Source organism: Streptococcus oralis, assembly GCF_023109155.1.
GTDB lineage: Bacteria > Bacillota > Bacilli > Lactobacillales > Streptococcaceae > Streptococcus > Streptococcus oralis_BZ.
Map to the genome: position 1 here is coordinate 342,117 of NZ_JALDUA010000001.1, position 22,384 is coordinate 364,500.

The 22,384-nt window shown below is 40.3% G+C and carries 15 protein-coding genes; 12 read left to right on the forward strand and 3 right to left on the reverse strand.

Annotated features, from left to right (window positions below; translation table 11 throughout):
• Positions 1–101 precede the first annotated feature (101 nt).
• Together M1F63_RS01795 and M1F63_RS01800 are read left to right on the forward strand one after the other, a co-directional pair.
• Positions 102–1,997: a DUF2207 domain-containing protein gene (locus M1F63_RS01795; protein ID WP_049550493.1), complete on the forward strand. Its 1,896-nt coding sequence runs from the start codon at positions 102–104 to the stop codon at positions 1,995–1,997.
• A 59-nt stretch (positions 1,998–2,056) separates the two neighbouring features.
• Positions 2,057–2,902 (forward strand): undecaprenyl-diphosphate phosphatase, encoded by an 846-nt coding sequence (locus M1F63_RS01800; protein ID WP_000273572.1) that lies wholly within the window; start codon positions 2,057–2,059, stop codon positions 2,900–2,902.
• A gap of 33 nt (positions 2,903–2,935) precedes the next feature.
• Here M1F63_RS01800 and dinB read toward each other — a convergent pair whose 3' ends face one another.
• On the reverse strand, positions 2,936–3,997 hold the full coding sequence (gene dinB, locus M1F63_RS01805; RefSeq protein WP_049550494.1) for a DNA polymerase IV: 1,062 nt from the start codon (positions 3,995–3,997) through the stop codon (positions 2,936–2,938).
• A 236-nt stretch (positions 3,998–4,233) separates the two neighbouring features.
• Between dinB and pflB the strand changes: the two genes are divergently transcribed.
• Complete coding sequence (gene pflB / locus M1F63_RS01810; protein WP_000260647.1) at positions 4,234–6,549, forward strand: formate C-acetyltransferase; 2,316 nt, start codon at positions 4,234–4,236, stop codon at positions 6,547–6,549.
• Positions 6,550–6,967: 418 nt separating this feature from the next.
• On the forward strand, positions 6,968–9,073 hold the full coding sequence (locus M1F63_RS01815) for an ATP-dependent Clp protease ATP-binding subunit (protein WP_247920562.1): 2,106 nt from the start codon (positions 6,968–6,970) through the stop codon (positions 9,071–9,073).
• Positions 9,074–9,131: 58 nt separating this feature from the next.
• Here the strand turns inward: M1F63_RS01815 and M1F63_RS01820 are convergent, their stop codons facing one another.
• Complete coding sequence (locus M1F63_RS01820) at positions 9,132–9,614, reverse strand: S-ribosylhomocysteine lyase (protein WP_000032557.1); 483 nt, start codon at positions 9,612–9,614, stop codon at positions 9,132–9,134.
• A 94-nt stretch (positions 9,615–9,708) separates the two neighbouring features.
• The gene (locus tag M1F63_RS01825; RefSeq protein ID WP_216728559.1) at positions 9,709–11,193 is read right to left on the reverse strand and encodes a DUF1846 domain-containing protein; all 1,485 of its coding nucleotides are present in this window, start codon (positions 11,191–11,193) and stop codon (positions 9,709–9,711) included.
• Positions 11,194–11,345: 152 nt separating this feature from the next.
• Between M1F63_RS01825 and M1F63_RS01830 the strand changes: the two genes are divergently transcribed.
• The 8 genes from M1F63_RS01830 to M1F63_RS01865 all read left to right on the forward strand — a co-directional run bounded on the left by M1F63_RS01830 (position 11,346) and on the right by M1F63_RS01865 (position 22,358).
• Positions 11,346–12,956 carry a glycoside hydrolase family 13 protein gene (locus M1F63_RS01830; RefSeq protein ID WP_084849943.1) on the forward strand — a complete coding sequence of 537 codons (1,611 nt, stop codon included), beginning with the start codon at positions 11,346–11,348 and terminating at the stop codon, positions 12,954–12,956.
• Positions 12,957–13,125: 169 nt separating this feature from the next.
• Positions 13,126–15,093 (forward strand): peptide ABC transporter substrate-binding protein, encoded by a 1,968-nt coding sequence (locus tag M1F63_RS01835; RefSeq protein ID WP_247940584.1) that lies wholly within the window; start codon positions 13,126–13,128, stop codon positions 15,091–15,093.
• Positions 15,094–15,239: 146 nt separating this feature from the next.
• A complete protein-coding gene (locus tag M1F63_RS01840) occupies positions 15,240–17,201 on the forward strand; it encodes a peptide ABC transporter substrate-binding protein (RefSeq protein WP_247940585.1) in 1,962 nt (653 codons plus the stop codon).
• 185 nt (positions 17,202–17,386) lie between these two features.
• On the forward strand, positions 17,387–18,832 hold the full coding sequence (gene cpsA, locus M1F63_RS01845) for an LCP family glycopolymer transferase CpsA (RefSeq protein WP_084937259.1): 1,446 nt from the start codon (positions 17,387–17,389) through the stop codon (positions 18,830–18,832).
• Position 18,833: 1 nt separating this feature from the next.
• Positions 18,834–19,565 carry a capsular polysaccharide biosynthesis protein Cps4B gene (gene cps4B, locus M1F63_RS01850; protein ID WP_084937260.1) on the forward strand — a complete coding sequence of 244 codons (732 nt, stop codon included), beginning with the start codon at positions 18,834–18,836 and terminating at the stop codon, positions 19,563–19,565.
• 8 nt (positions 19,566–19,573) lie between these two features.
• The gene (cpsC, locus tag M1F63_RS01855; protein WP_007520660.1) at positions 19,574–20,266 is read left to right on the forward strand and encodes a capsular polysaccharide biosynthesis protein CpsC; all 693 of its coding nucleotides are present in this window, start codon (positions 19,574–19,576) and stop codon (positions 20,264–20,266) included.
• 9 nt (positions 20,267–20,275) lie between these two features.
• Positions 20,276–20,968: a tyrosine-protein kinase gene (locus M1F63_RS01860; protein WP_007520659.1), complete on the forward strand. Its 693-nt coding sequence runs from the start codon at positions 20,276–20,278 to the stop codon at positions 20,966–20,968.
• A gap of 22 nt (positions 20,969–20,990) precedes the next feature.
• Positions 20,991–22,358, forward strand: coding sequence for a sugar transferase (locus M1F63_RS01865; RefSeq protein WP_247940586.1), 1,368 nt, complete (start codon positions 20,991–20,993; stop codon positions 22,356–22,358).
• Positions 22,359–22,384 lie beyond the last annotated feature (26 nt).

Below are 22,384 nucleotides of genomic sequence, written 5' to 3' on the forward strand. Positions count from 1 at the left end.
ACTCTCTCTATTGTATCTAAAAATAGTGAGATTTTCAATACAAGTAAGCCTTTACTTATAAAAAATGATATAATGGTAAAAAGATTGAAAGGGAACCGATTATGAAAAAAAGATGGCTGTTGGCTTTGGTATTTGCTTATTTATTATTTATACCGAGTCTGGTTTTTGCAGTAGACTTTGATATCTTATCCTATCAGGGTGATTTGAATATTCATGCAGATAATACTGCAATTTTTAAGGAAACAATTACCTACCGCTTTGGAGATGATTATAATGGTCAGTTAGTTGGACTCGGGAAAGCTGGGAAAATGCCGGAAGGATTTGACATTGATCCCGATCCGACCGTTCAGGTTTCTAAAAATGGAAGAATTGTTCAAAATGCTTCCTTCTATACTATGGAGGAAGAGGACGGCTACAAGGTAAAAATTTACAATGCTGGCTATGCTGGAGATACTGTTCGGGTAACGGTTACCTGGAAACTAACCAACCTTCTCTTCTTATATAAGGATATCGCAGAGCTAAATTGGCAACCCTTGACCGATAGTACTGGAGACATCAAAGAGATTGAGTTTAAAGTTAGCTCTGATACCCCAGCAGAGAAACTCTATTTTCATGCAGGTCAACTCCTAAGGGACTCTAGTGTTGAAAAAGTAAATAATCTCTATCATGTCAAAATGAAAGACCTTCCTAGAAAGCGACAGATCGAATTACACGCATACTGGCTGAGAAGTGCTTTTGCAGGAGCTCCAGATCAAGGATTAGAGGAAGAACGTTTAACCGATTTTAACCGGATTGAAAGCAATATAGCGACAGAAAAAGCGCAAAGTGAGATAATGATGAAATGGGTGTTCCCCGTCATTTTTATGAGCCTCTTACTTTTAGTTCCTCTCTTCTATAGGATGTTTCGTCAGAGTACAAGCATTAAAAAGGTCTTTCCAAAAGATCATCGACTCTACGAACCACCGATGGATTTGCCTCCGATGGTTTTAGCAGAAGCAGTGTATTCAACCTCCTTAGAGGAAGTCAATCCCCTAAACAAATCAGGGTTTGGTAAATTTACTTTTGAACGTTTGATTCAGGCAACCTTGTTGGATTTAGTAGATCGAGGCCATTTATCTATTTTCCAAGGGGATGAGGAACCTTATGTGCGCATTATCAGTGAAAAGGGTTTGTCCAATTTTGAGAAGGAATGCCTGCGCATGACTTTGTCAAATAAGAAAGAATTGGCTATTTCAGAGCTCTTCCCTGATTACCAAGTTTCATCTTCCCTTTACCGTGGTGCCAAAGAGTCAGATGAAAAACATATCCGAGAAACAGGCTCGCGTCTCAAACGCTCCTTTGAAGGAAGACTTCAACGCATTCAGTCTTGTGTCAAGGATAAGGTCCATGTACTTCGTATCCCAAGCTACTATCGTCCCTTGACAAGTGAGGAACGTCGCCTTGCTCTCGGGATGCGGGTCTGTTCAGCCATAACAGCTCTAGGTGGACTGCTATTCTTTTACTATAGCTGGCAAACACATGGTTTCTTTTCGATCCCATTTCTACTCTTAGGATTGACAGGATTAGGGACTAGTTTCTGGGTTTACCTTGCCACGCGAGGAGCCTATCGCGATGGAGTTCTAACAGAGGAAGGAGCGGAGATCTTCTATCTCTGGACGAGTTTTGAAAATATGCTTCGCGACATCGCTCATCTGGATCAGGCCGAGCTAGAGAGCATCGTCCTTTGGAACCGTCTATTGGTCTATGCGACTCTCTTTGGTTATGCCAAGAAGGTGAGCAAGTTAATGAAAGTTCGCCATATTCAGCTTGAAAATCCAGATTTGAATCTTTATGTAGCCTATGGTTGGCACTCACAGTTCTACACCTCAACTGCACAAATCAAGCAATATACAGCTGTCGCAAATACAGCTAGCAATTACTCTGTATCTTCTGGAAGTGGAAGTTCAGGTGGAGGATTCTCAGGAGGCGGAGGCGGTGGTAGCATCGGCGCCTTCTAAAAAATCTATCGCAACATCTGAAATTATGCTATAATAGAGGACAGAAAAAGGAGTAATGTATGTATTTTATTGAAATTTTGAAGTCAATCTTTTTTGGGATTGTTGAAGGAATTACAGAATGGTTGCCCATTTCAAGTACTGGCCACTTGATCTTGGTTGAAGAATTTGTACAATACAAGGACCAAAATGAAGCCTTCATGTCCATGTTTAATGTTGTCATTCAGCTTGGTGCCATTTTAGCAGTTATGGTCATTTACTTTAATAAGCTTAATCCCTTCAAACCTGGTAAAACTAAGGTCGAAGTTCGTAGAACTTGGCAATTGTGGTCAAAAGTCTTGGTTGCGACCTTGCCTTTGCTATTGGTTTTTAAATTAGATGATTGGTTTGATGCCAACTTCCATAACATGGTTTCAGTTGCAATCATGTTGATTATCTATGGTGTTGCCTTTATCTACCTTGAAAAACGAAATAAGGCGCAAGCCATTGAACCAACAGTAACAGAGCTTGACAAGCTGCCTTATAAAACAGCCCTTTACATTGGGCTCTTCCAAGTCCTCGCTCTTTTCCCAGGAACGAGCCGTTCAGGTGCAACTATCGTTGGTGGTTTGTTGAATGGAACAAGCCGCTCAGTCGTAACAGAGTTTACCTTCTATCTCGGAATTCCTGTTATGTTCGGAGCCAGTGCCTTAAAGATTTTTAAATTTATTAAAGCAGGTCAACTATTGAGTTTTGGACAACTGTTCTTGCTCTTGGTAGCTATGGGTGTTGCCTTCGCAGTCAGCATGGTTGCCATTCGTTTCTTGACCAGCTATGTGAAGAAGCACGACTTTACACTCTTTGGTAAATACCGTATTGTACTCGGTAGTGTCTTGCTGCTCTATAGTTTTGTGCGTTTATTTGTATAAGAAAAAGCTTGAAGGAAGATTCCTTCAAGCTTTTTAAAATCCTGTCACCGTAATTCCTAGTAAACGGATACCTTTTTCTTTGTAAGCTAGTTCTTCGTAGAGTTGAAGGGCAGTTTGAGAAATCTGACTAGCGTCCTGTGTTGCTTGTGGGAGGCTTTTTCGTCTAGTCAGAGTGGAGAAGTCAGCATATCGTATTTTGAGGATAATGATTTTTCCAGCTTTGTCCTGCTTGCTGAGATTGTGAGCTACCTTTTCTGAGAGAAGAGTCAGCTCTTTTTTAATGTCTTCTTCTACTTGTAGGATCTTTCCGTAGGTTTTTTCCTTGCCAATGGACTTACGAATGCGATTGGACTTGACCGGCGAGTTATGAATGCCCCTTACCTTTCGATAAAGGTCAAAACCGAGTCTGCCGAACCGATCGATTAAAGTGACTTCTGAGATGTCCAATAAGTCCGCACCAGTATAAATGCCCATTTCATGAAGGCGTTCAACTGTTTTTTTGCCCACGCCATGGAATTTAGCAATGTCCATTTGTTTGAGGAAGTCTTGGGCTTGATCTGGGAGAATCACTGTCAAACCATGTGGTTTTTGATAGTCACTAGCCATTTTAGCTAGGAATTTGTTATAAGAAACACCTGCAGAAGCAGTCAGGTGTAGTTCCTGCCAGATATCCTGTTGGATGAGGCGGGCAATTTTGACGGCTGACTTGATACCGAGTTTATTTTCTGTCACATCCAAGTAGGCTTCGTCAATACTCATAGGTTCAATCAAATCAGTGTAGCGTTTAAAAATAGCTCGAATCTCAAGTCCTACAGTCTTATACTTTTCATAATTTCCTGAGATAAAGACAGCTTGGGGACAGCGCTCATAAGCTTCTTTAGAGCTCATGGCTGAATGAACACCAAAAGCCCGCGCCTCATAGCTACAGGTAGAAACGACACCTCGACCACCTGTTTGTCTAGGGTCGCTTCCGATAATGACAGGTTTGCCCTTTAACTTGGGATTATCTCTTATTTCCACCGCAGCAAAAAAGGCATCCATGTCGATATGGATGATTTTTCTGGACAAATCATTTATCAATGGAAATATGAGCATTATTGCACCTTTCTAGCGTCATTTTCTATTCATTATACCTTTTTTTCTGAAAAAATGGAAAAGAGTAATCCTACTTTCAAAAATATAATACAGATTGTGCCTAAAATTAGACTGTATTAGAAAAGAAAGTAACAAAAAAGCCGGATTTCGCTTGTTGAAATCGGTTACTGTGTGGTATACTTGTCTCATGAATGTAACAGATGGCTGTTACTAGAAAGAAAAATGAGGACATTAACATGGTTGTTAAGACAGTTGTTGAAGCACAAGACATTTTTGATAAAGCTTGGGAAGGCTTCAAAGGTGTAGATTGGAAAGAAAAAGCAAGCGTTTCTCGCTTCGTTCAAGCTAACTACACACCTTATGATGGTGATGAAAGCTTCCTTGCTGGACCAACAGAACGTTCACTTCACATCAAAAAGATTGTAGAAGAAACTAAGGCTCACTACGAAGAAACTCGTTTCCCAATGGACACTCGTCCAACATCTATTGCTGATATTCCTGCCGGATTTATCGACAAAGAAAATGAAGTTATCTTCGGTATCCAAAACGATGAACTCTTCAAATTGAATTTCATGCCAAGAGGTGGTATCCGTATGGCTGAAACTACTTTGAAAGAAAATGGATACGAACCAGATCCAGCTGTTCACGAAATCTTTACTAAATATGTAACAACAGTTAACGACGGTATCTTCCGTGCTTACACTTCAAACATCCGTCGTGCTCGCCACGCTCACACTGTAACTGGTCTTCCAGATGCATATTCACGTGGACGTATTATCGGTGTTTACGCACGTCTTGCTCTTTACGGTGCAGACTACTTGATGCAAGAAAAAGTAAACGATTGGAACTCAATCGAAGAAATCGATGAAGAAACAATTCGTCTTCGTGAAGAAATCAACCTTCAATACCAAGCATTGCAACAAGTTGTTCGCTTGGGTGACCTTTACGGGGTTGATGTTCGCAAACCAGCGATGAACGTAAAAGAAGCAATCCAATGGGTTAACATTGCTTTCATGGCTGTCTGCCGTGTGATTAACGGTGCTGCTACATCTCTAGGTCGTGTGCCAATCGTATTGGACATCTTTGCAGAACGTGACCTTGCTCGCGGTACATTTACTGAATCAGAAATCCAAGAGTTTGTTGATGATTTCGTTATGAAACTTCGTACAGTTAAATTTGCTCGTACAAAAGCTTATGACCAATTGTACTCAGGTGACCCAACCTTCATCACAACTTCTATGGCTGGTATGGGTAACGACGGTCGTCACCGTGTTACTAAGATGGACTACCGTTTCTTGAACACTCTTGACAATATCGGTAACTCTCCAGAGCCAAACTTGACAGTTCTTTGGACTGACAAATTGCCATACAACTTCCGTCGCTACTGTATGCACATGAGCCACAAACACTCTTCTATCCAATACGAAGGTGTAACAACAATGGCTAAAGACGGATACGGAGAAATGAGCTGTATCTCATGCTGTGTGTCACCACTTGACCCAGAAAACGAAGATCAACGCCACAACATCCAGTACTTCGGTGCTCGTGTAAACGTTCTTAAAGCCCTTCTTACTGGTTTGAACGGTGGTTACGACGATGTTCACAAAGACTACAAAGTATTTGACATCGATCCTATCCGTGACGAAGTTCTTGAATTCGAATCAGTTAAAGCGAACTTTGAAAAATCTCTTGACTGGTTGACTGACACTTATGTAGATGCTTTGAACATCATCCACTACATGACTGACAAGTACAACTACGAAGCTGTTCAAATGGCCTTCTTGCCAACTAAACAACGCGCTAATATGGGATTCGGTATCTGTGGATTCGCTAATACAGTTGATACATTGTCAGCTATCAAGTACGCTACTGTTAAACCAATCCGTGATGAAAATGGCTACATCTACGATTACGAAACAATCGGTGAATACCCACGTTGGGGTGAAGATGACCCTCGTTCAAACGAATTGGCTGAATGGTTGATCGAAGCTTACACGACTCGTCTACGTAGCCACAAACTTTACAAAGACGCTGAAGCTACAGTATCACTCTTGACTATCACATCTAACGTTGCTTACTCTAAACAAACTGGTAACTCACCAGTCCACAAAGGTGTATACCTCAACGAAGATGGTTCTGTGAACTTGTCTAAACTTGAATTCTTCTCACCAGGTGCTAACCCATCTAACAAAGCTAAAGGTGGATGGTTGCAAAACTTGAACTCACTTGCTAGCCTTGACTTTGGTTACGCAGCTGATGGTATCTCATTGACAACTCAAGTTTCTCCACGTGCTCTTGGTAAGACTCGTGACGAACAAGTTGATAACTTGGTAACAATCCTTGATGGTTACTTTGAAAACGGTGGACAACACGTTAACTTGAACGTTATGGACTTGAACGATGTTTACGAAAAGATTATGTCAGGTGAAGACGTTATCGTACGTATCTCTGGATACTGTGTAAACACTAAATACCTCACTCCAGAACAAAAAACTGAATTGACACAACGTGTCTTCCACGAAGTTCTTTCAATGGATGACGCATTGAGCTAAGATTCAATTAGAATGAAAAGAAAGCCAGTCTATAGGACTGGCTTTTTTGTGTACTTACATTATCTATTCAAGATTTCAAAAAATTTTAAAAAAATAGTCAAAATTTGGTCAAAAAGATGTTGACTTTTACTGACCAATGTGATATAGTAGAAGCATAAGGAAAATGAATTCCTCAGAAAACTTCATTTTCAATGATTCTATTGCTTGAAAATGTATGATAGATACCCTAGAAAGGGGTGAGGCCTATGTTTAATCTAACAGACTTTGAAAAGATGATGATAAAAGGCTTATTTAAGAAAGAAAAACCAGAAATTATACGTAGGGTAGCTAGTTAGCTAGTCTAAAATTTTTAAAACAAAGGTCAAAGATAGTCAATATCAGAGATCGCATATAATTAAGAATAAACGAGGTAAAGAATATGAACAACAACTTTAATAACTTTAACAACATGGATGATTTATTTAACCAATTGATGGGAGGTATGCGAGGATATAGTTCTGAAAATCGTCGCTACTTGATTAATGGACGTGAAGTGACACCTGAGGAATTTGCTCACTATCGTGCAACTGGTCAATTGCCAGGAAATGCAGAAGTTGATGCGCAAATGCAACAACACGCTTCAGGTATGAAACAAGACGGTGTCCTTGCTAAACTAGGTCGTAACTTGACAGCGGAAGCTCGCGAGGGCAAGTTGGATCCTGTTATCGGACGAAACAAGGAAATTCAAGAAACATCTGAAATCCTCTCACGTCGTACGAAAAATAATCCTGTACTTGTCGGAGATGCAGGTGTTGGTAAGACAGCCGTTGTCGAAGGTTTAGCACAAGCGATTGTAAATGGTGATGTTCCGGCTGCCATTAAGAACAAGGAAATCATTTCTATTGATATCTCAGGTCTTGAGGCTGGTACTCAATACCGTGGTAGCTTTGAAGAAAACGTTCAAAATCTAGTCAATGAAGTAAAAGAAGCAGGAAATATTATCCTCTTCTTTGATGAAATTCACCAAATTCTCGGTGCTGGTAGCACTGGTGGAGACAGTGGATCTAAGGGGCTTGCAGATATTCTCAAGCCAGCTCTCTCTCGAGGTGAGTTGACTGTTATTGGGGCAACGACTCAAGACGAATACCGTAACACTATCTTAAAGAATGCAGCTCTTGCTCGTCGTTTCAACGAAGTCAAGGTCAATGCTCCTTCAGCAGAGGATACCTTTAAAATCCTTCAAGGGATTCGTGACCTCTATCAACAACATCACAATGTTATCTTGCCAGACGAAGTCTTGAAAGCAGCGGTGGATTATTCTATCCAATACATTCCTCAACGTAGCTTGCCAGATAAGGCTATCGACCTTGTCGATGTAACGGCAGCTCACTTGGCAGCTCAACATCCTGTAACAGATGTTCATGCTGTTGAACGGGAAATTGAGGCAGAAAAAGACAAGCAAGAAAAAGCAGTTGAGGCAGAAGATTTTGAAGCAGCTCTCAATGCTAAAACACGTATTGCAGAATTAGAGAAAAAAGTCGAAAACCACACAGAAGACATGAAAGTGACTGCAAGCATCAACGATGTGGCTGAGTCTGTAGAGCGAATGACAGGTATTCCAGTGTCACAAATGGGAGCGTCAGATATCGAACGTTTGAAAGATATGGCTCATCGCTTGGAACACAAGGTAATTGGCCAAGATAAGGCAGTAGAAGCAGTAGCTCGTGCTATCCGTCGTAACCGTGCAGGATTTGATGAAGGCAATCGCCCAATCGGTAGCTTCCTCTTTGTAGGGCCTACTGGAGTTGGTAAGACGGAGCTTGCTAAGCAATTGGCATTGGATATGTTTGGTACCAAGGATGCGATTATCCGCTTGGATATGTCTGAATACAGTGACCGCACAGCCGTTTCTAAATTGATCGGTACAACAGCAGGTTATGTGGGTTATGATGACAATAGCAATACCTTGACAGAACGTGTTCGTCGCAATCCTTACTCTATCATTCTCTTGGACGAAATTGAAAAGGCTGATCCTCAAGTAATCACCCTTCTCCTCCAAGTCTTGGATGACGGTCGTTTGACTGATGGTCAAGGAAATACAGTGAACTTCAAGAACACGGTCATTATCGCGACATCAAATGCTGGATTTGGTTATGAAGCCAACTTGACAGAAGATGCTGACAAACCAGAATTGATGGATCGTTTGAAACCCTTCTTCCGCCCAGAGTTCCTTAACCGCTTTAACGCAGTTATCGAATTCTCACACTTGAATAAGGAAGACCTTTCTAAGATTGTGGACTTGATGTTGGCGGAAGTCAACCAAACCTTGGCTAAGAAAGACATTGATTTGGAAGTCAGCCAAGCAGCTAAAGACTTTATCACAGAAGAAGGTTATGACGAAGTTATGGGTGTTCGCCCTCTCCGTCGCGTGGTGGAGCAACAAATTCGTGATAAGGTAACAGATTTCCACTTGGATCACCTAGATGCCAAACATCTAGAAGCAGATATGGAAGATGGTGTTTTGGTCATTCGTGAAAAAGCCTAACTCAAGATTTTGAGAATAAAAAAAGAAGGAACTAGCTAAAAGCTGGTTCCTTTTGTGTTTAGATGACATGGCGTTCAAAGGCATCATCTGAGATTCCTTGTTCCAAGATGAGTTTCGCCCATTCTTTAGCAGAAAAGAGGCTGTGATCCTTGTAGTTTCCGCAAGATTCTATGGTTGTTCCAGGGACATCTTCCCAAGTAGTAGTCTCAGCGATTTCCTTGAGCGAATCCTTGATAACAGCTGCAATTTCGGCGCTAGTATGGCGTCCCCACATAATCATGTGAAAACCTGTACGGCAGCCAAACGGCGAACAGTCAATCATCCCGTCAATTCGGGTACGGATGAGTTTGGCTAAGAGGTGCTCAATGGTGTGAAGGCCAGCGGTAGGAATAGAGTCCTCATTTGGCTGTACCAAGCGAATATCAAAGTTGGAGATGACATCTCCCTTTGGCCCTGTTTCTTCCCCAATCAAGCGAACATAGGGTGCTTTAACAATGGTGTGGTCAAGTTCAAAACTTTCAACAATAACTTCTTTTGACATGGTAGTTCCTTTCAGTTTTCTTTTTTCATTATAACATAAAGCTGGCTCTTGAGATAGAGAGAAAACCTCTCCAAGAAAGGAGAGGTTTGAGTTTTTATTTGCGATACAAGCGATCGTATTGGTAGTAAGGATCAAAGGTTACGTTGATACCTAGCTTGCGAAGGACATTCTTGTCTTCATCGGTCAAGATGATGGTTGAGTGGGCTTCGCTTCCTTTGAGATTACCAAGTTCTTCCATGGCACGCGCAGCGTCAGGATTTTCCATAGCGGTGATAGCGAGAGCAATCAAAATTTCATTTGAGTGGAGGCGAGGATTGCGGCTACCTAGATGATTGATTTTAAGACCTTGAATTGGTTTGACGACTTCAGGCTCGATTAATTTTACTTCCTTAGCGATGTCAGCTGATTTTTTGATAGCATTGATCAAGGCAGCAGCTGTAGGACCAAAGAGTTCAGAGTTTTTACCAGTCACGATTTCCCCATTTGGCAATTCAAGGGCTAGGGCAGGGCCACCAGTTTCTTCTGCTTTTTGGCGTGCAGCGACAGCAACCTTACGGTCTGCAGGTGTGATGCCGAGGTCGTTCATGAGAAGTTCAATCTTCTTGACAGCAGTTTCTCCGACTTTTTCAGCTTTAAAATCAAGAACAGTCTGGTAGTAGCGACGGATGATTTCTTGTTTAGAAGCTTCGATAGCAGCCTCATTATCTGTAATAGCGAAACCAACCATGTTGACACCCATGTCTGTTGGAGAAGCGTATGGAGATTCACCGAGAATGCGTTCCAACATACGTTTGAGCACTGGGAAAATTTCGATATCACGGTTGTAATTGACAGTGGTTTCTCCGTAGGTTTGGAGATGGAAAGGGTCAATCATATTGACATCGTCAAGGTCTGCGGTGGCAGCCTCATAGGCCAAGTTGACTGGATGATGAAGGGGCAGGTTCCAGACTGGGAAGGTTTCAAACTTAGCGTAACCAGACTTGATGCCATTGAGTTGGTCATGGTACATATTGGACATACAAGTTGCCAATTTTCCAGAACCAGGTCCAGGAGCTGTCACGACGATCAAGTTACGACTGGTTTTGATGTAGTCGTTTTTCCCCATACCTTCTGGAGAAATGATGTGATCCATATCCGTCGGGTATCCTTTGATTGGATAATGAAGATAAGAATCAATCCCGTTTTTATCTAACTGGTTGCGGAAGGCATCTGCAGTGGGTTGTCCAGCGTATTGTGTGATGACAACCGAACCAACAAAAATTCCCAGCTCATTGAATTTGTCAATCAAACGAAGAACTTCTTGGTCATAAGAAATGCCCAAGTCACCACGTGCTTTGGAATGCTCAATGTTGCTGGCGTTAATGGCGATCACAACCTCAACTTGCTCTTTCAATTCTTGCAAGAGCTTGATTTTATTGTCAGGCTCATAACCAGGAAGGACTCGAGCAGCGTGGAAATCTTCCAACATTTTGCCACCAAACTCCAAGTAGAGCTTGCCGTCAAATTGGTTAATGCGCTCCAAAATGTGGTCGCGCTGTAGATTCAAATATTGTTCAGAACTAAAAGCTTGTTTTTTCATTTTTTTACCTCTGACCTCTATTATAATAAAAAATTGGAAGATAGGAAACTACGGAGTCAAAAAAGAAATCAAAAAGATTAGGCAAACGCTTGCACAAAGTTTTAAAAAGCGCTATCATAGACTATGGATTATTAAAATAATGAGGTAAGAAGATGCAAGAAAAATGGTGGCACAATGCCGTAGTCTATCAAGTCTATCCCAAGAGTTTTATGGACAGCAACGGAGATGGGATTGGTGATTTGCCAGGAATTACAAGTAAGTTGGACTATCTAGCTAAGTTAGGAATCACAGCGATTTGGCTTTCTCCTGTTTATGACAGTCCGATGGATGATAATGGCTATGATATTGCTGATTATCAAGCGATTGCAGCTATTTTCGGAACCATGGAGGATATGGACCAACTCATCGCAGAAGCTAAGAAGCGTGATATTCGAATTATCATGGACTTAGTGGTCAATCATACCTCGGATGAACACGCCTGGTTTGTCGAGGCTTGTGAGAATCCTGATAGCCCTGAGCGTGACTACTATATCTGGCGAGATGAGCCCAATGATTTGGAGTCTATCTTTAGTGGATCTGCTTGGGAATACGATGAAAAGTCAGGGCAATATTATCTCCACTTTTTCAGTAAGAAACAGCCTGATCTCAACTGGGAGAATGAAAAACTGCGCCAGAAAATTTATGAGATGATGAACTTCTGGATTGATAAAGGCATTGGTGGTTTCCGTATGGATGTCATTGACATGATTGGGAAAATTCCTGACGAGAAGGTAGTCAATAATGGTCCCATGCTCCATCCCTATCTCAAGGAAATGAACCAAGCCACCTTTGGAGATAAGAATCTCTTGACAGTAGGGGAAACATGGGGGGCAACGCCAGAGATTGCTAAGCTCTACTCGGATCCAAAGGGACAAGAATTGTCTATGGTCTTCCAGTTTGAGCACATCTGTCTTCAGTATCAGGAAGGGCAACCTAAGTGGCATTACCAAAAAGAGTTAAATGTAGGGAAGTTAAAAGAGATTTTTAACAAATGGCAGACAGAGTTAGGAGTTGAGGATGGCTGGAATTCCCTCTTCTGGAACAACCATGATCTTCCTCGTATCGTCTCTATCTGGGGAAATGACCAAGAATACCGTGAAAAATCTGCCAAAGCCTTTGCAATCTTGCTTCATCTTATGAGAGGGACACCTTATATTTATCAGGGTGAAGAGATTGGAATGACCAACTATCCGTTTGAAACACTGGATCAAGTAGAAGATATTGAATCCCTCAACTATGCGCGTGAAGCTCTTGAAAAAGGCGTTCCGATAGAAGAAATCATGGACAGTATCCGTGTCATTGGTCGTGACAATGCCCGTACTCCAATGCAGTGGGATGAGAGCAAAAACGCTGGTTTCTCAACAGGTCAACCTTGGTTGGCAGTTAATCCAAACTACGAAGAAATCAACGTTCAAGAAGCACTGGCAAATCCAGATTCTATTTTCTATACCTATCAAAAACTCGTTCAAATCCGTAAGGAGAATCGCTGGTTGATTCGAGCTGATTTTGAATTGCTTGATACGGCTGATAAGGTTTTTGCTTATATCCGTAAGGACGGTGAGCGCCGTTTCCTAGTTGTGGCTAACTTGTCCAATGAAAAACAAGATTTTTCGGTAGGAGGAAAAGTCAAATCAATCTTGATTGAAAACACTACTGCTAAAGAAGCAGTTGAAAAACAAACCTTGGCTCCATGGGATGCTTTCTGTGTGGAACTAACGGATTAAAATAAGTGAACCTCAAGCCTTTGATGCTTGGGGTTCTTTTGCTGAAAAATATGTAGAAAAGACTTTAAAAAATATTTGTTAGAATTTTCTAAAAAATCTGGCGAAAGTCCTTGCTTTTATGAAAAAATAGGGTATAATGGTGAAAACACTATCTTTAAGGAGATTACTTATGAAATCGAAAAAGTGGCTCTTAGGAGCAGGTGCTGTTTTGAGTGCAGCCCTACTGTTAACTGCTTGTGGGCAAAGTGAAAAGAAAGCGGATGCTCCCAAAATATTCTCTTATGTCTACGCTATGGATCCATCTTCTTTGGACTATAGTGTGACGAGCAAGAGCTCAACCTCTGACGTTATAGCAAACGTTGTTGATGGTCTTTTGGAAAATGATAAGTATGGGAACTTAATTCCATCACTTGCAGAAGACTGGTCTGTTTCAAAGGATGGTTTGACTTACACCTACAAACTTCGTAAGGGTGTAAAATGGTATACTTCTGATGGAGAAGAATACGCTGAAGTTAAAGCTAAAGACTTTGTTACTGGGCTTAAACATGCTGCTGACGGAAAATCAGATGGTCTTTCTTTGATTCAGGATTCTATCAAAGGTTTGGCAGAGTATGTTAGTGGTGAGAGCAATGATTTCTCTACCGTAGGAGTTAAGGCTGTTGATGATTACACGGTAGAATACACGCTCAACAAACCAGAAAGTTTCTGGAACTCTAAAGTCACAACTGCAACCATGCTCCCAGTTAATGAAGAATTTTTGAATTCTAAAGGGAGCGACTACGGTGCACCAACCCCATCAGGTATCCTATATAATGGTCCTTATTTCTTGAAATCATTGACTTCAAAATCAGTCATTGAATATGAAAAGAATCCAAACTACTGGGATAAGGACAATGTCAAGATTGACAATATTAAACTAACTTTCTACGATGGATCAGACCAAGAATCTTTGATTCGTAGCTTTACACAAGGTGCCTATACAACAGCCCGTCTCTTCCCAACAAGCTCAAACTTTGAGTCAACTAAACAAGAGTACGGTGATAAGATTGTTTACAGTCCACAAGAAGCGACTAGCTACTACCTCACTGTTAATGTAAACCGCCAATCTTACAATAAAACAGCCAAAACAGACGAAGCTCAAAAAACATCAACGAAAGAAGCTCTTCTCAACAAGAACTTCCGTCAGGCGCTGAACTTTGCCCTTGACCGTCATTCTTATACTGCTCAGTTGAATGGTGAAGAAGGTGCGAACAAGATTATCCGTAACAGCCTAGTGCCACATGACTACGTTCAAGTGGGTGAAAAAACCTTTGGAGAGTTGGCACAGGCAGAGCTCGTTTCATATGGAGACCAGTGGAAAGATGTAACCCTTACAGATGGCAAGGATACGATTTACAGTCCTGAAAAAGCTAAGGCAGCCTTTGCTAAAGCCAAGGAAGAATTGCAAGCCAAGGGGGTTACCTTCCCAATCCATTTGGATATCCCGGTTGAACAAACAGATGTAATCGCGGTTCAACAAACCAACTCACTCAAGCAGTCTATCGAATCATCACTTGGTACTGAAAATGTCATTGTCGATGTCCTTCAAATGACCGATAATGAGAAATTGAGCATTACATCTCAAGCCAAGGTTCCATCCCAAAAAGACTATGACTTGAACGGAACTGGTTGGGGACCAGATTATCAAGACCCAGCTACCTACCTCAACATTCTTGATGCTAAGAAGGGTTCTGCCCTTAAACACTTGGGGATCAAGCGCGGACAAGATCCAGAAGTGATGGCTCAAGTTGGACTGGACGAATACAAGAAACTCTTGGATGATGCTGCAGCTGAAACCAGCGACCTTAACAAGCGTTATGAAAAATATGCTAAAGCTCAAGCTTGGGTATCGGATAGTTCACTTTTAATCCCAGTTGCTTCTTCAGGTGGTTCTCCAACGGTTAGCCGTACTGTACCATTTACAAAAGCTTACTCTCAAGTCGGAATCAAGGGAGACCCATTTGTCTTCAAAGGATTGGAGTTGCAAAATGACGTTGTGACTGCAAAAGAATACGAAGAAGCCTTCAAGAAATGGCAACAAGAAAAAATCGAGACAAATGCCAAATACCAAAAAGAACTTGAAAAACACGTCAAGTAATCTATAAACAGAAAAGGAAGTTGCAGGAAACTGTGCTTCTTTTTTGTTTTGAGACACCAGTTGTCATAAAGGCAGTAACTTTACATTTTTGAATAAATTTGATAAAATATGGCTATGTTATAAAAAGTGACATAAAGGAGTGAATGATGATCAAACTGAAAAAAAGACTAATCGGGACAGGTCTTGTCTTAGCGACAGGGATTTTGCTCTCGGCATGTCGACAGTCCAACACAGATACTAGCACTTATTCATCAACATTTAGTGCAAATCCAACAACTTTTAACTATCTTCTAGATTATTATGCGGATAACACTGCCGTTATTACCAATCTCGTAGATGGTTTGCTAGAAAATGACAGCTATGGGAACCTCGTACCTGCTCTTGCGGAGGATTGGTCTGTTTCATCAGATGGTTTGACCTATACCTACAAGCTTAGAAAAGATGCCAAGTGGTATACGGCTGATGGTGAGGAATACGCTTCAGTCAAAGCTCAGGATTTTGTCACTGGGATCAAATATGCCGCTGACAATAAGGGGCAAGCCATGGATCTGATCCAAAATTCAATCAAGGGATTGAATGACTATGTGACGGGTGTGACCAATGACTTTTCAACTGTCGGTGTCAAAGCCTTGGATGATTACACAGTCGAGTACACTTTGACTCGACCAGAACCGTATTGGAATTCAAAGACAACCAATAGTATTCTTTTCCCAGTCAACGAAGAGTTCTTGAAATCAAAGGATAAAGATTTTGGTACCTTGACACCAGACAGTATCCTTTATAACGGTCCATATCTGTTAAAAGATTTCACATCAAAATCTTCGATTGAATATGTGAAGAATCCACACTATTATGACCATGATAAAGTGACCATTGAAAAAGTTAAGTTAGCTTACTTTGATGGGTCAGATCAGGAGATGACGATTCGAAACTTTGAAAGTGGTGCTTACTCGATTGCAGGAGTCTATCCAAATAGTTCGAATTATGCTAAGACAAAAGAAAAATACCAAGACAATATCGTCTATAGCTTACAAGACAAGACATCTTGGTACTTTAACTTTAACGTCAACCGCAAAACCTATAATCATACCGCTAAAACAACGGATGAACAAAAGAAATCAGCTCAAACAGCTATCTTAAATAAAAATTTCCGTCAAGCTATCAACTTTGGTATTGATCGAACAGCCTACTCTGCTCAATCTAACGGTGAAGAAGCAGCGAGCAAAACCCTTCGTAATACTCTAGTTCCTCCAACATTTGTCCAGGTGGGAGATAAGACCTTTGGAGAAGTAACAGCTTCTAAGCTTGTGAACTACGGAACTGAGTGGTCAGGTATCAATTTGGCAGATGCTCAAGATGCCTACTTTAACAAGGAAAAGGCCCAAGCAAAATTTGCGGAAGCTAAAAAGGAATTGGAAGCCCAAGGCGTGACTTTCCCAATCCATTTGGATGTCCCTGTTGATCAGACGAATAAAAACGCGGTTTCTGGTATGAACTCGGTTAAACAAACCCTTGAAACAGTACTAGGTTCTGACAATATCGTCATTGATGTTCAACAGCTTTCTACAGATGACTTTGGAAATGTTGCCTTTCTAGCACCAAATCCAGCAGCTCGTGACTACGACCTAAACTTTGATGGTTGGGTTGGTGATTACCAGGATCCATCAACTTATCTAGACCCCTTCAATGCTGAAACTGGCTTCTATCTCAAGATTTTTGGTCTTGATGCCAAGGAAGACCAAGAGCTCATTAAGAGTTTGGGGCTCGATACCTATACACAACTCCTGAAAGAAGCAGATGCAGAGAACAAAGATGTCGCTAAGCGTTATGAAAAATACGCTGAAGCGCAAGCTTGGATGATTGACAATTCTCTAGTCATGTCTGCTATGTCAAATGGTGGTACAGCCTCTGTAACTAAAGTAACTCCGTTTACACGTGCCTACTCCCTAGTAGGTATCAAGGGTGACGGAAATAATTATAAGTACATGAGATTACAAAATGACCCTGTTACCAAGAAACAATTTGATGAAGCCAAGGCTAAGTGGGAAGAAGAAAGTAAAAAAGCTATCGAAAAGAGCCAAAAAGAGTTTGAAAACCACGTAAAATAAGATGAGAACAAGGTTTCCTATTCAGGAGCCTTGTTTTTGTATCCATTAAACTAAAAACGAGTAAATGACCTAAATTTTTTTTGGGAAAAAGGTATAAATAAAAACGCTTAATTATAATGAATGAATGGCATTTATTGTTGGTTTATGATATAATGGTTTTAATTATAAAGGTTTAGGAGATTATTATGAGTAGACGCTCAAAGAGAGCTCGTTTAGGGAATGCGAAGCGAAATATTAATATATTCTTATTAGCCATTTATTTTTTATTGAGTGGTTTTTTGTTGTTCTTGATTTTTAAACATAATATCCTGGCCTTTAGATATCTCAATATTCTGGCTACGATTTTAATTCTAATTTCTATTGTAATTGCAACCCTACTGATAGTTTATAAAAAAGCCGAGAAATTCACGGTTTTCTTTTTGACGCTTGCTGTACTAGTCAGTTCTGTCTCACTATTTGCACTTCATCAGTTTGTAGGGTTGACCAATCACATCAATGCGACATCAAACTATTCAGAGTATTCGATGAGTGTGGTCGTTTTAACAGACAGTGAAATCAACAATGTTACTCAGTTGGATAGTGTAACAGGTCCGACTGAAACAGATAATGATAATATCCAAAAGTTGATGGCAGATATTAAGACGACACAGAGTAAAGACTTGACAGTTGAACAGAGTGCTTCTTATCTGGCATCTTATAAGAGTCTGCTTTCTGGCGAAACTAAAGCAATTGTCTTAAATAGTGTTTTTGAAAACATCATCGAAGCAGAGTATCCAGATTATGCTTCGAAAATTAAAAAAATCTATACAAAAAAACTAACTAAGGATGTTGCGGCACCAAAGGTATCTAAAAATCAGACATTTAACATTTATGTCAGTGGAATTGATACCTACGGACCGATTAGCTCAGTATCTCGTTCTGATGTGAATATTCTAATGACTGTGAATCGAGATACCAAGAAAATTCTTCTGACTACAACGCCTCGAGATTCCTATGTTCCGATTGCGGATGGAGGAAACAATCAAAAGGATAAATTGACCCACGCTGGAATCTATGGAGTGGACTCGTCAATTCATACTTTGGAAAACCTATACGGGGTTGATATCAATTACTATGTTCGTTTGAACTTCACTTCTTTCTTGAAATTGATTGACCTTTTAGGTGGCGTTGATGTCTATAATGATCAGGATTTCACTTCTTTGCATGGTAAGTACCATTTTCCTGTAGGAAATGTTCATCTAGATTCGGAACAGGCCCTTGGCTTTGTCCGCGAACGCTACTCTTTAGCAGATGGAGACCGTGATCGTGGTCGGAACCAGCAAAAGGTCATTGTTGCTATTATTCAGAAGTTGACGTCAACTGAGGCTTTAAAAAACTACGATAACATCATCAAAGGATTACAAGACTCTTTGCAAACCAATATGCCGCTAGAAACCATGATGGATTTGGTCAATACCCAGCTGGATAGTGGTGGTAAGTATAAGGTTAATTCTCAAGACTTGAAAGGAACGGGTAGAACAGATCTTCCATCCTATGCTATGCCAGATAGTAACCTCTACATGATGGAAATTGACGATAGTAGTTTAGCTGCTGCTAAAGCTGCTATCAATGATGTGATGGAGGGCAAGTAGCATGATAGATATCCATTCGCACATCGTTTTTGATGTGGATGATGGTCCAAAGTCAATAGAGGAGAGTAAAAAACTACTTAGAGAGGCGTATAGTCAAGGAGTGAGAACAATTGTTTCCACTTCGCATAGACGAAAAGGGATGTTCGAAACTCCTGAAGAAAAAATCGCAACCAACTTTCTGAAGGTGCGAGAAATGGCTAAGGAAGTTGCGGATGACTTAATCATTGCTTATGGGGCAGAAATTTACTATACGCCGGATGTTGTTGAGAAGTTAGAAAAGAAATTAATCCCAACCCTTAACGATAGTCGCTATGCTTTAATTGAATTTAGTATGAATACAGCCTATCGAGATATGCATAAGGGATTGAGTGATATTCTAATGTTAGGCATTACACCCGTCATTGCCCACATTGAACGTTATGATGCTTTAGAAAACAATGAAAAGCGCGTGCGAGAACTGATTGATATGGGATGTTATACTCAGGTTAATAGTTCTCATGTTTTGAAGCCTAAACTCTTCGGAGAAACCTATAAATTCATGAAAAAGAGAGCCCAGTATTTCTTGGAACGAGATCTGGTTCACGTGATAGCAAGTGATATGCACAACTTGGATCACAGACCTCCTCATATGGAGGAAGCCTATGATATCATTGCCAAAAAATACAGTAAAGATAAGGCTAAGGAACTTTTTAAGGATAATCCCCGAAAAATAATAATGGATCAATTGATTTAGGAGAAAAAATGAAAGAACAAAATATGATGGAAATCGACGTATTTCACTTGCTTAAAATCCTTTGGAAACGAAAATTTTTAATTGCTTTGGTGGCATTCGTGACAGGGACAGTAGCATTTGCCTACAGTAGTTTTATTGTGAAGCCGGAGTTTACGAGTACGACCCGAATTTATGTGGTCAATCGTAATCAGGGAGATAAGCCTGGCTTGACTAACCAAGACTTGCAAGCAGGATCTTACTTGGTAAAAGACTATCGTGAAATCATTCTCTCGCAAGACGTTTTAGAGAAGGTTGCGACTGATTTGAAACTAGAACTCCCTCCAAAAGGTCTAGCTAGTAAAATCAAGGTAACAGTTCCAGTGGATACGCGTATTGTATCGATTTCTGTTACAGACCGTGCACCTGAGGAAGCTAGTCGTATCGCCAACTCTTTGAGAGAAGTTGCGGCTCAAAAAATCATCAGTGTCACTCGCGTTTCGGATGTGACAACGCTTGAAGAAGCACGCCCAGCAACATCGCCATCTTCACCAAATATTCGTCGCAATACCCTGGTTGGATTCCTTGCGGGAGCGGTTGTAATGGTTGTCACAGTTCTCCTAGTTGAGCTCTTGGATACACGAGTTAAACGCCCAGAAGATATTGAGGACGTGATGCAAATTGCACTATTGGGAATAGTTCCAAATTTGGATAAATTGAAATAGGAGAGAAAAATGCCAACGTTAGAGATTGCACATAAAAAACTGGAACAGGCAAGAAAAGCAGAAGAGTACTACAATGCGCTTCGCACCAATATTCAACTGAGTGGGAATAATTTAAAAGTAATTGCAATTACATCTGTAAAGCCTGGTGAAGGGAAATCAACAACTTCTACTAATATTGCTTGGGCTTTCGCGCGTGCGGGATATAAGACACTGTTAATCGATGCGGATATCCGTAATTCTGTCATGTCGGGTGTTTTTAAATCACGTGAAAAGATTACAGGGTTAACAGAATATTTATCAGGGACAACAGACTTATCGCAAGGTTTATGCGAAACAAATGTTGAAAATTTATTTGTTATCCAGGCAGGTTCTGTATCCCCAAACCCTACAGCTCTGCTACAAAGTGAAAATTTTGCAACTATGATTGATACTCTGCATAAATACTTTGATTATATCATTGTTGATACCGCACCAATAGGAGTTGTTATTGATGCTGCAATCATCACTCAGAAATGTGATGCTTCTGTTTTGGTGACTGCGGCTGGTGAAACAAATCGTCGCGATGTCCAAAAAGCTAAAGAACAACTCGAACAAACAAGCAAACCATTTCTAGGAGTAGTTCTAAATAAATTTAATACTTCAGTCGAAAAATATGGCTCCTATGGAGCATATGGAAACTATGGGAATTATGGCAAAAAATAATAAATAGCCTAGGGAAGATATTATGGAAGAAAAGGGATTGAAGATTTCTTTGGCAGTATTCCAGAGTTTTCTTGTCATTATTTTAGCTTATTTACTCAGTTTTGTTAAAGAAACAGAGATTGTATATACTTCAATGGTTGTCCTATACATTCTCCATTATCTTGTCTTTTATATTAGTGATTATGGACAAGATTTTTTCAAAAGAGGGTACTTGGCTGAGTTTATCAGAATAGCGAAGTATATTATTTTCTTTGCATTGGCAATAAGTATTTCTAATTTTTTCTTGAAGGAACGCTTTAGTATTTCAAGACGAGGAATGATCTACTTTTTAACAATGCATTCCGTGTTACTATATCTATTGAATCTATGTATTAAACGCTATTGGAAACTTCTATTACCAAATTTTAAAGGGAGAAAAAAAGTTTTCTTGATTACGGCTACGTCTAGAGTAGAGAAGGTAATAGACAAACTGTTAGAATCAAGTGATTTTCTATGGGAATTGGAAGCTGTTAGTGTCTTGGATCAGCCTAATTTTCAACATGAGCACTTAAAAGTAGTACCAGTTGAAGATGTTTTAAATTTTGCAACTCATGAAGTTGTTGATGAAGTTTTTATCAATCTGCCTAGTGAGGAGTATAATATTGAAGATTATATCTCTCTTTTTGAAACAATGGGAATAGATGTGACAGTTAACCTAAATGCTTTTAACGACTATTTGGGTAGTGATAAAAAAATTCGTGAAATGGCAGGTTTGAATGTTGTAACCTTTTCAACAAAATTTTACAAGCCTAGTCATGTAGTTGCCAAACGAATTGTAGATATTTGCGGAGCTATTGTTGGACTTGTTCTGTTTGCTGTAGTTGGTTTAGTATTGGTACCACTGATTCGAAGAGATGGTGGGTCGGCCATTTTTTCTCAAACGCGTATTGGAAAAAATGGTCGTCGCTTTACTTTTTATAAGTTTCGTTCTATGCGTGTAGATGCGGAAGAGATTAAACAACAGCTGATGAATCAGAATACGATGCAGGGCGGGATGTTCAAAATGGATAATGACCCACGTGTTACACCAATTGGACGGTTCATTCGTAAGACAAGTTTGGATGAGTTGCCACAGTTTTGGAATGTACTAATTGGGGATATGAGTTTAGTAGGGACTCGTCCTCCAACTATTGATGAGTATGAAAAGTATACGCCAGAACAGAAACGTCGTCTCAGTTTTAAGCCTGGGATTACTGGTTTATGGCAGGTTAGTGGACGAAGTGAAATCAAAAATTTCGATGAAGTTGTCAAATTAGATGTAGCTTACATTGATGACTGGACAATCTGGAAAGATATTGAAATATTGTTAAAGACCGTTAAAGTGGTCTTTATGAGGGAAGGGGCGAAGTAATTTCTGCCCTTCAGTCTTGTTAGGAG

Excerpts from the sequence above, each read along its gene's own strand:
- M1F63_RS01835 (WP_247940584.1), top strand. The coding sequence starts at position 13,126 with ATGAAATCGAAAAAGTGGCTCTTAGGAGCAGGTGCTGTTTTGAGTGCA.
- cpsC (WP_007520660.1), top strand. The coding sequence starts at position 19,574 with ATGAAAGAACAAAATATGATGGAAATCGACGTATTTCACTTGCTTAAA.
- M1F63_RS01830 (WP_084849943.1), top strand. The coding sequence starts at position 11,346 with ATGCAAGAAAAATGGTGGCACAATGCCGTAGTCTATCAAGTCTATCCC.
- cpsA (WP_084937259.1), top strand. The coding sequence starts at position 17,387 with ATGAGTAGACGCTCAAAGAGAGCTCGTTTAGGGAATGCGAAGCGAAAT.
- M1F63_RS01795 (WP_049550493.1), top strand. The coding sequence starts at position 102 with ATGAAAAAAAGATGGCTGTTGGCTTTGGTATTTGCTTATTTATTATTT.
- M1F63_RS01825 (WP_216728559.1), bottom strand. The coding sequence starts at position 11,193 with ATGAAAAAACAAGCTTTTAGTTCTGAACAATATTTGAATCTACAGCGC.
- M1F63_RS01815 (WP_247920562.1), top strand. The coding sequence starts at position 6,968 with ATGAACAACAACTTTAATAACTTTAACAACATGGATGATTTATTTAAC.
- M1F63_RS01800 (WP_000273572.1), top strand. The coding sequence starts at position 2,057 with ATGTATTTTATTGAAATTTTGAAGTCAATCTTTTTTGGGATTGTTGAA.
- M1F63_RS01840 (WP_247940585.1), top strand. The coding sequence starts at position 15,240 with ATGATCAAACTGAAAAAAAGACTAATCGGGACAGGTCTTGTCTTAGCG.
- M1F63_RS01820 (WP_000032557.1), bottom strand. The coding sequence starts at position 9,614 with ATGTCAAAAGAAGTTATTGTTGAAAGTTTTGAACTTGACCACACCATT.
- cps4B (WP_084937260.1), top strand. The coding sequence starts at position 18,834 with ATGATAGATATCCATTCGCACATCGTTTTTGATGTGGATGATGGTCCA.
- dinB (WP_049550494.1), bottom strand. The coding sequence starts at position 3,997 with ATGCTCATATTTCCATTGATAAATGATTTGTCCAGAAAAATCATCCAT.
- pflB (WP_000260647.1), top strand. The coding sequence starts at position 4,234 with ATGGTTGTTAAGACAGTTGTTGAAGCACAAGACATTTTTGATAAAGCT.
- M1F63_RS01860 (WP_007520659.1), top strand. The coding sequence starts at position 20,276 with ATGCCAACGTTAGAGATTGCACATAAAAAACTGGAACAGGCAAGAAAA.
- M1F63_RS01865 (WP_247940586.1), top strand. The coding sequence starts at position 20,991 with ATGGAAGAAAAGGGATTGAAGATTTCTTTGGCAGTATTCCAGAGTTTT.